We start from the raw sequence: 11,793 nt of genomic DNA, 5'->3' as shown, positions 1-11,793 counted from the left end.
CTCTTGGGCGGTATCAGCCTGTTATCCCCAGAGTACCTTTTATCCGTTGAGCGATGGCCCTTCCATTCAGAACCACCGGATCACTATGTCCTGCTTTCGCACCTGTTCGACTTGTCAGTCTCACAGTCAAGCACGCTTATGCCATTGCACTATCAGCACGATTTCCGACCGTACCTAGCGTACCTTCGAACTCCTCCGTTACACTTTGGGAGGAGACCGCCCCAGTCAAACTGCCCACCATGCACTGTCCCCGATCCGGATAACGGACCAAGGTTAGAACCGCAAACAAACCAGGGTGGTATTTCAAGGATGGCTCCACGTGATCTAGCGACCACGCTTCAAAGCCTCCCACCTATCCTACACAGGCCGGTTCACAGATCAATGCAAAGCTACAGTAAAGGTTCATGGGGTCTTTCCGTCTAGCCGCGGGTAGATTGCATCATCACAAACACTTCAACTTCGCTGAGTCTCAGGAGGAGACAGTGTGGCCATCGTTACGCCATTCGTGCAGGTCGGAACTTACCCGACAAGGAATTTCGCTACCTTAGGACCGTTATAGTTACGGCCGCCGTTTACCGGGGCTTCGATCAAGAGCTTGCACCCCATCACTTAACCTTCCGGCACCGGGCAGGCGTCACACCCTATACGTCGACTTTCGTCTTTGCAGAGTGCTGTGTTTTTAATAAACAGTCGCAGCCACCGATTCTCTGCGACCCCATCATGCTAAGCGCGCAGGCGCTTCACACTACCGGGGTATACCTTCTCCCGAAGTTACGGTATCAATTTGCCGAGTTCCTTCTCCTGAGTTCTCTCAAGCGCCTTGGAATATTCATCCCGTCCACCTGTGTCGGTTTGCGGTACGGTCTCGTACAGCTGAAGCTTAGAGGCTTTTCTTGGAACCACTTCCAATCACTTCGCAAGCAATGCTCGCTCGTGCCATACCCTTGATTTACGCGCCCGGATTTGCCTAAGCGCCATCTTCGATACAGCAACAGGGACATCCAACACCCTGATGATCTTCCGCGATCCGTCCCCCCATCGCACTGTACGACGGTACTGGAATATTAACCAGTTTCCCATCAGCTACGCATCTCTGCCTCGCCTTAGGGGCCGACTCACCCTGCGCCGATGAACGTTGCGCAGGAAACCTTGGACTTACGGCGAGGGGGCTTTTCACCCCCTTTATCGCTACTCATGTCAGCATTCGCACTTCTGATACCTCCAGCAGCCTTTACAAGCCACCTTCGCAGGCTTACAGAACGCTCTCCTACCGCGTGCACTAAAAGTGCACACCCGCAGCTTCGGTTTATCGCTTAGCCCCGTTACATCTTCCGCGCAGGACGACTCGATCAGTGAGCTATTACGCTTTCTTTAAAGGATGGCTGCTTCTAAGCCAACCTCCTGACTGTCTATGCCTTCCCACTTCGTTTCCCACTTAGCGATAATTCGGGACCTTAGCTGGCGGTCTGGGTTGTTTCCCTCTTGAGTCCGGACGTTAGCACCCGGTGCTCTGTCTCCCAAGCTGTACTTGCGGGTATTCGGAGTTTGCCATAGTTTGGTAAGTCGCCATGACCCCCTAGCTATAACAGTGCTCTACCCCCCGCAGTAATACTTGAGGCACTACCTAAATAGTTTTCGGAGAGAACCAGCTATTTCCAGATTTGTTTAGCCTTTCACCCCTATCCACAGCTCATCCCCTAATTTTTCAACATTAGTGGGTTCGGTCCTCCAGCACGTGTTACCGTGCCTTCAACCTGGCCATGGATAGATCATCTGGTTTCGGGTCTACACCCAGCGACTGAATCGCCCTATTCGGACTCGCTTTCGCTACGGCTTCCCTATTCGGTTAACCTTGCCACTGAATGTAAGTCGCTGACCCATTATACAAAAGGTACGCAGTCACCCCACAAGGAGGCTCCTACTGTTTGTATGCATACGGTTTCAGGATCTATTTCACTCCCCTTCCGGGGTTCTTTTCGCCTTTCCCTCACGGTACTGGTTCACTATCGGTCGATCACGAGTATTTAGCCTTGGAGGATGGTCCCCCCATCTTCAAACAGGATTTCACGTGTCCCGCCCTACTTGTCTTACGCTTAGTTCCACACACAAGATTTCATCTACAGGGCTATCACCTGCTACGGCCGGACTTTCCATTCCGTTCGACTATCTTGCGTGCTAAAACGTAAAGGCTCTTCCGATTTCGCTCGCCACTACTTTCGGAATCTCGGTTGATTTCTTTTCCTCGAGCTACTGAGATGTTTCAGTTCACCCGGTTCGCTTCCACTAGCCTATGTATTCAGCTAGGGATACCGCATTGCTGCGGTGGGTTTCCCCATTCGGACATCTACGGATCAAAGCTTGTTTGCCAGCTCCCCGTAGCTTTTCGCAGGCTACTACGTCCTTCATCGCCTGTGATCGCCAAGGCATCCACCATATGCACTTAGTCGCTTGATCCTATAACGCTGTAGGCTATAGGACCTGAGTATTAGCGTTTGTGCCGTTCATAAGTTTCAAAGCAGTCTGAGGTTATTCACCCCAGTCTTGAGAACTTGGAACAAAATAATGCAATCACAACCCGTACTTATTTTCTCCAGCTTGCGCCGAGTACTTAATAAGTACATTTCGTTGTGCTTCTTCCAGATTGTTAAAGAACGAATATAGCTGTTGAGTAAAACCCAACGCATAGCGCTGCAAGCAGCGCTATGCGTTAACTTCTACGCCGGGCCAATCAATATTGGCCCCAGCTACAAAAAACAACCGATAAGAGTGGACGCTTAACACGAGCACTTAAGCTCTGAAAGGAGGTGATCCAGCCGCACCTTCCGATACGGCTACCTTGTTACGACTTCACCCCAGTCATGAATCCTACCGTGGTAATCGCCCCCCTTACGGTTAGGCTAACTACTTCTGGTAAAACCCACTCCCATGGTGTGACGGGCGGTGTGTACAAGACCCGGGAACGTATTCACCGCGACATGCTGATCCGCGATTACTAGCGATTCCGACTTCACGCAGTCGAGTTGCAGACTGCGATCCGGACTACGATCGGGTTTCTGGGATTGGCTCCCCCTCGCGGGTTGGCGACCCTCTGTCCCGACCATTGTATGACGTGTGAAGCCCTACCCATAAGGGCCATGAGGACTTGACGTCATCCCCACCTTCCTCCGGTTTGTCACCGGCAGTCTCATTAGAGTGCCCTTTCGTAGCAACTAATGACAAGGGTTGCGCTCGTTGCGGGACTTAACCCAACATCTCACGACACGAGCTGACGACAGCCATGCAGCACCTGTGTTCCGGTTCTCTTGCGAGCACTTCCAAATCTCTTCGGAATTCCAGACATGTCAAGGGTAGGTAAGGTTTTTCGCGTTGCATCGAATTAATCCACATCATCCACCGCTTGTGCGGGTCCCCGTCAATTCCTTTGAGTTTTAATCTTGCGACCGTACTCCCCAGGCGGTCAACTTCACGCGTTAGCTGCGCTACCACGGCCCGAAGGCCCCAACAGCTAGTTGACATCGTTTAGGGCGTGGACTACCAGGGTATCTAATCCTGTTTGCTCCCCACGCTTTCGTGCATGAGCGTCAGTGTTATCCCAGGAGGCTGCCTTCGCCATCGGTGTTCCTCCGCATATCTACGCATTTCACTGCTACACGCGGAATTCCACCTCCCTCTGACACACTCTAGCTCGGTAGTTAAAAATGCAGTTCCAAAGTTAAGCTCTGGGATTTCACATCTTTCTTTCCGAACCGCCTGCGCACGCTTTACGCCCAGTAATTCCGATTAACGCTTGCACCCTACGTATTACCGCGGCTGCTGGCACGTAGTTAGCCGGTGCTTATTCTGCAGGTACCGTCAGTTTCACGGGGTATTAGCCCATGACGTTTCTTTCCTGCCAAAAGTGCTTTACAACCCGAAGGCCTTCATCGCACACGCGGGATGGCTGGATCAGGGTTTCCCCCATTGTCCAAAATTCCCCACTGCTGCCTCCCGTAGGAGTCTGGGCCGTGTCTCAGTCCCAGTGTGGCTGGTCGTCCTCTCAAACCAGCTACGGATCGTCGCCTTGGTGAGCCGTTACCCCACCAACTAGCTAATCCGATATCGGCCGCTCTAATAGTGCAAGGTCTTGCGATCCCCTGCTTTCCCCCGTAGGGCGTATGCGGTATTAGCTACGCTTTCGCGTAGTTATCCCCCGCTACTAGGCACGTTCCGATACATTACTCACCCGTTCGCCACTCGCCACCAGACCGAAGTCCGTGCTGCCGTTCGACTTGCATGTGTAAGGCATCCCGCTAGCGTTCAATCTGAGCCAGGATCAAACTCTTCAGTTTAATCTCTGTATTTGTTTCGTATTCTTGGTCCGAATAAATCCGAACCAGGTCATACGTCGCTACTCAAAGGAAGTGAGGTATGTTCTTAAACTTGACGTCTAAGGTACTTCACTTCTAGTGAGCACTTGATTTCATTGTGCTTGTGAGACAAGCCTAGGTTTAACCCCGGACCTGAATCACAGTGCATCGCATCAAGCGCCCACACTTATCGGTTGTTTAATTGTTAAAGAGCGGTACTGCAAATTCGGTACTACAAACTGCTTACTGCTACCTGCTGATCCTGCCAGCGCTGCGCGGCTTTCGCCTTGCGTCGCTTGCTGTTTTCAGCAGCAGAGAGGCGAGATTATGAAGAAGTTTTTATCGCTTGTCAAGTCAGCTTCGTTCGCTTTCGCGCCACCGCTTTCTTGCCTGCGACCTCTTCAGGTCTGCTCTCTTTAGCAGCTATCGAAACATCAGAACCACCCATCCGGGTAAACCCTAAGTTTTCGGCAACTGCCTAGCCTGAAACTATAACACGACTTTTGCAGATTATGCAACCGGCTCTTGCCTAATTTGCATCCTATCTTGCAACCCCGCCACCGGCTTTCACTAGCGACGACCCTGAAAACCAGAGGCCGGTTACTGCTCAGATGACTTGCGATATCGAACCGGGTAAACCCTTATTCATCATCACCAGCCAAGCCCAAGACTATAGCACGATTTTTGCAGAAAGTGCAACTGGCTTTTGCCTGATTTGCACCGATCCTTGCAATCCCGCTTGGCGGCCATCACTGGCTACTTGGCGGCAGGCCGAAGCCCGTCGTACTGCTTGGCTTCGCGGTTCAAAGTGTCTGAACTGCGAAGGAGCGAGACTATAGCACAAGTTTTTCGGCCGCCCGCCCGGACGCGCAAGAAAGTTATGTAAATCTAAAATGGATGGGAAAACGCGCAAGCAGTGCACGCACCCTCTATATATAGATAGTTGGCGACCGCGCTTGCCTAGGCGTAGGGTACGTTTACTATTCGCTGTACGCCGCACCTATTTGGAGACGAGCACGCTATGCCCCCCGCCATCGCCCAGCGCGAAGATATTCTGATCAATGTGACCCCGTTTGAAACCCGCGTTGCGCTGGTGGAACAAGGGTCAGTGCAGGAACTGCATGTCGAACGCAGCATCCAGCGTGGCCATGTCGGCAATATCTACCTGGGGCGAGTGGTTCGTGTGTTGCCGGGCATGCAAAGCGCGTTTATCGACATTGGCCTGGAGCGCGCCGCCTTTATTCATATTGCCGATCTGCGTGAGAACCGGGGCGAACGTAGCCAGGGGCTGACGCCCACGCCCATCGAAAAGCTGCTTTTCGAGGGACAGACCATCATGGTCCAGGTGGTCAAGGACCCTCTCGGCACCAAGGGCGCACGCCTGTCGACGCAGATCAGCATGGCGGGACGGATGTTGGTTTATCTGCCCCACGATCCCCACATCGGGATTTCGCAGAAGATCGATGCCGAGTCCGAGCGCATTCAGCTGCGAGAGCGGCTGCAAGCCTTGATGCCGGCGGACGAGAAAGGTGGCTTCATCGTCCGGACACAGGCGGAAGGCGCCAACGATGAAGAGCTGACCGCCGACCTGGAATATTTGCGCAAGCTGTGGAGCAGCGTCCAGGCTGCCGCGCGCACCCAGCCCGCCCCCGCCCTGCTGCATCAAGACCTGACGCTGGCGCAACGCGTATTGCGCGACATGGTGGGGCCGACGATCGGCGCCATTCTGGTGGATTCGCGCACGACCAGCGCCGCGATGCTGGAATGGGCGCGGGTTTACACGCCGTCGGTGGTCGACCGCATTCAGCATTACAGTGGCGACCGCCCCTTGTTCGACACCGCCAACGTCGACGACGAGATCGCGCGAGCCCTGTCTCGCCGGGTGGATCTGAAATCGGGCGGATATCTGATCATCGACCAGACCGAGGCGCTGACAACGGTGGACGTGAATACCGGCGGATTCGTCGGCGGCCGCAACTTCGACGACACCATATTCAAGACCAACCTGGAGGCGGCCCAGGCAATCGCGCGCCAACTGCGGCTGCGCAACCTGGGCGGCATTGTCATTCTTGACTTCATCGACATGGAAGAACAGGAACATCGCGACACGGTGCTGGCCGAACTGAAGAAGGCGTTGTCGCGTGACCGCACGCGCATGACGGTTAATGGCTTCACGCAATTGGGGCTGGTGGAAATGACCCGCAAGCGGACGCGGGATTCCCTGGCGCATCAGCTTTGCGAGCCCTGCCCCATGTGCGAATCCCGCGGCAATGTGCGCACGCCGCGCACCGTTTGCTATGAAATCCTGCGTGAAATTCTGCGCGAAGCCCGGCAGTTCAATCCCAAGGAATTTCGGATCTTGGCGTCGCAGGACGTCGTGGATTTATTTTTGGAAGAAGAAAGCCAGCATTTGGCGATGCTTGGTGATTTTGTGGGCAAACGGGTATCGCTGGAAGTCGAGAGCACCTATACGCAGGAAAAGTACGACATCATTCTTGTTTGACTTCGCCAGACACGCGCGTATAGCAAAAACCCATCCGACTTTCACATCAATCTTCGCAAATTATGTGACTTAACGATTCGATTGAAATGAAGTTTGAAACGGATGGCGGCGGGAGGCTTCAGCCGATAAGCTCGCGGGCGCTTTGCCAGGGTTTACCCTGCCCAGCGCCCTTTTTCATGCTTTCGGAGGTTATTCAATGAAGTCCCTATTCCGTCCGTTCCTGCTGCTGGTTGCGGCGCTGCCGCTGGTGCTGGCCGCTTGCGGCGACAAGGAACCCGAGCAGCGTGCCGCGTTCATTCAGTACTTGCAGACTCGCATCGTGGACAAGCCCGGCGTGCGCGTGCCCAAGCTGACGGATGAGGAACAGAAGTCGTTTGGCGACTACGCTTCGCATTACGCGGTGATCACCGACTTCAACGCCGGTATGGACGCAGCCGTCAAACCCTTGTCGGGAATCATCCAGAAAAGCGCCCCGCGTTCGTTGAACGATATCGTGACGCGCCGCGATGACATGAAAGCCGCTCAACAGTCCTTGAGCGATATGGGCGTTGCATTGAAAGACCAGCAAACCAAGGCGGATGCGGCGCACGCGCAGCTGAAACAACCGGCGGACTTGAAGACGGTTTACGACAAGGCCTATGAAAAGACGGTGAGCCTGCCCGCCGACACGTTCCGCGACGTGCTTCCGCAGTTAAATGCCACCTTTGACAGCGGCTTGAAGATTGCCGACTACGTCGAGGCGCACAAAACGCAGATCGAGATCTCGGGCCCGATCACGAAGGTGAACGACCCGGCGGTACAAGCCGAGCTGAATCAACTGCTGCAAAACCTGAATGACCAGGCCCGGAACCTGCAACAGGCACACACCCGCATGCAGGCGTTGATGCTGGGCCGATAAGTCAGAAGCCATCAAGCCGCGGCGATTCTATTGCGTCCGGCTTTTTTTGCACGATATACGGCGGCATCGGCGGCCTCCAGCAGCGTCGACGCGGGTTTTGCATCGGTGGGGCCGGCAGTTGCCACACCGATGCTGACCGTGACGATGCCGTCCACATTGTCTTGATGCGGAATACCCAATTCCGCGATCGCCGCCCTTATGGATTCGGCAATGGCCAGCGCGTGGTCGCTATCGGTGTCGGGCAACAGCAGCACGAACTCTTCGCCCCCGTAGCGCGCCGCCAGGTCCCGAGGCCGCCGGGCTTTACTCTCAAGCGTCAGCGCCAGCCGCTTCAACAGCTCGTCACCCTCTTGATGGCCGTAGCGATCGTTGTAGCGCTTGAAGTGATCCGCATCCAGAAAAAGCAGTGAGATTGGCCCGCCATTGCGGCGAGCCGATGCCCACTCGCGGTCAAGCGTTTCGTCAAAGGTGCGCCGGTTGGCGATGCCTGTCAGGCCGTCCGTCTGCGCGCGCTCTTGCAACTGCTGTTCGAATGCCTGGCGCCACCGCATTTCACGGCGGAACAACACAATCTGCGCCATCACCGAGAAAAACAGCGCCAGTGTGACCGGCACAATCAATGCCGCGCGTCGGTTCCAGCGCGCCAGGATATCGTCCACGGATAGCGCCACGTCGATTACCAGCGGCGTGTTGTCGATCGTGTCGAAGGTGTAAAGACGGTTCACGCCATCAGGCGCCCAATCACCCACGAAGGTGCTTTCGCGCCGGATGAGAAACTGTTGGAATGCCAGCAGCCCAGGCCCGCTACCCGCAACATCCACCATGGAATAGGGAGTGCGCACCAGCACCACGCCGTCGTTGCGGAATATCGTGATGGCGTCGTTGTGCCCGATGGAAAGCTCTGCGAATCGATCGCGGAAATAGGCCATCCGCAATGAACCGGCAACGACTCCGGCAAAGGTGCCGTCCGGATTGACCAGGCGCCGGCTGATCGCGATGCTTTCATCGCCCTGCCGCAGGCGGCTGATATAAGGGCGACTGACGTACAGACCCACATCTTCCGCGTCGCGGTGCACGCGAAAGTAGTCGCGGTCGGCAAAATTCAGCGGCGGTGGATTAATCGAGGTGGAGTCATAACGGATATTCCCGTCCTGATCCAGCACGACGATGGCGCCTAGGTATTCAGCGGTGGACGACCGGTCAAACAAAAAACGCTGTAACGTGGCGCGGCTGACGTCGTTGATGCCCGGCTCGCCCAGCCGCTCTACAACGCCTTGCAAGGATAAATCGTAGATTTGAAACGTGCGGCCAATATCAGCGGACAGTATGCCGGTGATATTGCGTGCCGACTTGTGCGCGGCGGTCCATGTGGCCTGACGGTCGATCCACAGCAACGCCACTGCTGCCATGCAGATGCCGATGGCCACCAGTCCGGCCAACGCGTACAAGACGCGATGCACAAAACTGCGAGACTTCAAACCGGCGCTCCTTGGCGATGCGTGCGGGTGTCGTGGCTTACGTCCTTGTGATATGCAGCAAGATAATGCCGCCGCCGAGCGTGGCGCGCAAGGCGGCAAGCGCGTCCAGGGCATGCGAATGACCAGAGCAAAAGAAAAGCGCGCGACGAGAGATCGCGCGCATCAGGCCGGGGCGGGCAAACCGAGCGCCGTGCGCCCGGCCCCCAAGCCATCAAGAAACCGCTGAAACTCCGATCCGGAACGGAAACGCCCCCGCGCCCCGGACCCGGTCCGTTTCGCGATGTGCGCTGATCGCCCAGGCGGGCGCGGCGCTGCCCCCCGGCGATAGCAGCTGGCGCATCGCGTCAGCTGAAAATCCGCACTGCAACGCCAAAGCCTGGCGTCGGGCAAGCTCAACCCCTACAGCGTGCGGTGTGGTGAAACCCCGGTCCGAATGCAGCATGGCAGCCCCCTGGCAAATGCTCTTCGTAAGTGAAGAGTCAGTGCGGATAAATTACCGCAGCCTGCCATCGCCGCGCGTGAAATGAACCGAAAAGTTGTGCAACGATGGAGATATACAGCGTTACGCCAGGGGATTCGTCGCCGCTTCGGCCGCTTCGCGGTCCGGCTTGTCGTTTCTGCCGTCGGCCGGCCCGGTCATATTGCCGTACAGCAGCGACCGGCCGGCGAACAGGCCGCCCGCCACTTCCAGGTCAAACCGTTCGGTATCGCGCCGGCGCACGTCCTGCACCACTTCGGCGGCCTCGTCGGGTGGCACCCCGATGGCGCGCAATGCCGCCTCTCCAAACACCAAGGCCGATTCCAGCGTTTCCCGCACCTGGTAGTCGACGCCTTCCCGGGCAAGGGCCAGGGAATGAATGCGGTCATACGCCCTGACCACGATGCGCACCAAGGGGAATTCGGACTTGATCAGCTTGACCATGTGATTCACGGCCTGCGGGTTGTCGATACAAATCAGGATGGCGCAGGCGTTTTCGGCGCCGGCGGTGCGCAACATGTCGATGCGAGTACCGTCCCCGTAATACACCTTCACGCCCCACTTCGCCGCGGCGCGGATGGCGTCGGTGTCCGTATCCAGGATAGACACGGTCAGGTCGCGGGCCAGCATCGCCTGGGTAACGATCTGGCCGAAACGGCCAAAACCGACGATCAGCGCACAGCCGTCCAGGTCCCGCGCGACGTCCACGCCGTCCATGGACGGCGCCGGCGGCGGCAGCAGCCATCGCAACGACAATACACATAATGGGGTCAGCGCCATGGAGATAATGACGACCGCGGTCAGGACCGCCCCGGTATGCGCATCGAAAATGCCGGCGGCCGCCGCCGCGCCATACAGCACGAACGCGAATTCCCCCCCCTGCGCCAGCAAAGCCGCCCGCGTCACGGCCTCTGCGTGCGAGGCCCGCAACAAACGGGCTACCACGTAAACGCCCACGGATTTCACCAGCATGAAGGCCACAACGGCCGCCAGGATCAGCGGCCATTCTCGCGCGACCGCGGATAGATCCAGCGACATGCCGACGCCCAGGAAGAACAGGCCCAGCAATATGCCCCGGAACGGTTCAACTTCGGCCTCCAATTGATGCCGGAAGGTGGATTCGGACAACAGGACCCCGGCAAGGAACGCGCCCATCGCCATCGACAAGCCGCCCAATTCCATCAGCAAGGCGGCGCCCAGCACAACCAGCAGGGCCGCGGCGGTCATGACTTCGCGGGCATGGGCGGCGGCCAACAGCCGGAACAACGGGTTCAGCAGCCAGCGCCCGGCCGCCAGCAGCGCCAGGATGCAACCCAGGGCTATCGCGGTCTGCGCCCAGGGGTTGCCATGATCCGCCGTGGCGCCGCTGGGCGCCAGCAAGGCCACCAAGGCCAGCAAGGGGACGATGGCCAGGTCTTCCAGCAGCAAAATGGAAACGATGCGTTGGCCCTGCGCGCTGGTGCTTTCGTCGCGCTCGCCCAATATCTGCATCACGATTGCCGTGGACGACAGCACGAACCCCATCGCGGCCATGAAGGCGGCCGCGCCGGACAGGCCCGCCAGCAAGCCGACCACGGTCAGCAGCCCACCGCAGGCCAGCACTTGCGCCACGCCCAGGCCGAAGATTTCGCCCCGCAGCTTCCACAGGCGCGACGGCTGCATTTCCAACCCGATGATGAACAGGAACATGACTACGCCCAGTTCGGCCACGTGCAGGATGGACTTGGGGTCGGAAAAGAAGCCGATACCGAAGGGGCCGATCGCCAGGCCGGCCGCCAGGTAGCCCAACACGGAACCCAGCCCCAGGCGCTTGAAGATGGGTACGGCGACGACCGCCGCGCCCAGCAGGACGACGACGTTCACGAGTTGATTGCCTTCGATAGGCGAAGCCATAAGGCGCTCCCGGTTATACGATGGGCCCGCCGTGCAAGGCGGGGCCCGGCCACAGCAGATGGGCTTGCGCCATTTTCCGGCTATCCGTCGGATTGGCAATTAGCAACTACGGCAGTCCGGGCGGCGGGCGGGCGCGCATCAGCCGGCAATCCCGCCCGCCTGGAACCGGCACGGGCCGGCACAAAAAAAGCCGCCCC

The 11,793-nt window shown here is 57.4% G+C and carries 4 protein-coding genes and 2 rRNA genes; 2 read left to right on the top strand and 4 right to left on the bottom strand.

Annotated elements, in window-relative coordinates; genetic code table 11:
- A 23S ribosomal RNA gene (locus tag ACNPP0_RS23020) occupies positions 1-2,454 on the bottom strand; the annotation flags it as partial.
- Between the two features lie 343 nt (positions 2,455-2,797).
- Positions 2,798-4,328, bottom strand: a 16S ribosomal RNA gene (locus ACNPP0_RS23015).
- A gap of 1,039 nt (positions 4,329-5,367) precedes the next feature.
- On the opposite strand from ACNPP0_RS23015, the gene rng reads away from it, so the two are divergent.
- Together rng and ACNPP0_RS23005 are read left to right on the top strand one after the other, a co-directional pair.
- Entirely contained in the window at positions 5,368-6,849 is a 1,482-nt protein-coding gene (rng, locus tag ACNPP0_RS23010) for a ribonuclease G (RefSeq protein WP_104143317.1), read from the top strand.
- Between the two features lie 196 nt (positions 6,850-7,045).
- The gene (locus tag ACNPP0_RS23005) at positions 7,046-7,747 is read left to right on the top strand and encodes a DUF3053 domain-containing protein (protein WP_448707093.1); all 702 of its coding nucleotides are present in this window, start codon (positions 7,046-7,048) and stop codon (positions 7,745-7,747) included.
- Positions 7,748-7,758: 11 nt separating this feature from the next.
- Here ACNPP0_RS23005 and ACNPP0_RS23000 read toward each other — a convergent pair whose 3' ends face one another.
- Complete coding sequence (locus ACNPP0_RS23000; protein WP_448707092.1) at positions 7,759-9,174, bottom strand: sensor domain-containing diguanylate cyclase; 1,416 nt, start codon at positions 9,172-9,174, stop codon at positions 7,759-7,761.
- 613 nt (positions 9,175-9,787) lie between these two features.
- Positions 9,788-11,596: a monovalent cation:proton antiporter-2 (CPA2) family protein gene (locus tag ACNPP0_RS22995; protein ID WP_448707091.1), complete on the bottom strand. Its 1,809-nt coding sequence runs from the start codon at positions 11,594-11,596 to the stop codon at positions 9,788-9,790.
- Positions 11,597-11,793: the final 197 nt, after the last annotated feature.

This window comes from Achromobacter semiaridum (genome assembly GCF_053543755.1).
Note: the sequence above shows the minus strand (reverse complement) of the source record. Positions and strands in the feature narration are given on the sequence as shown.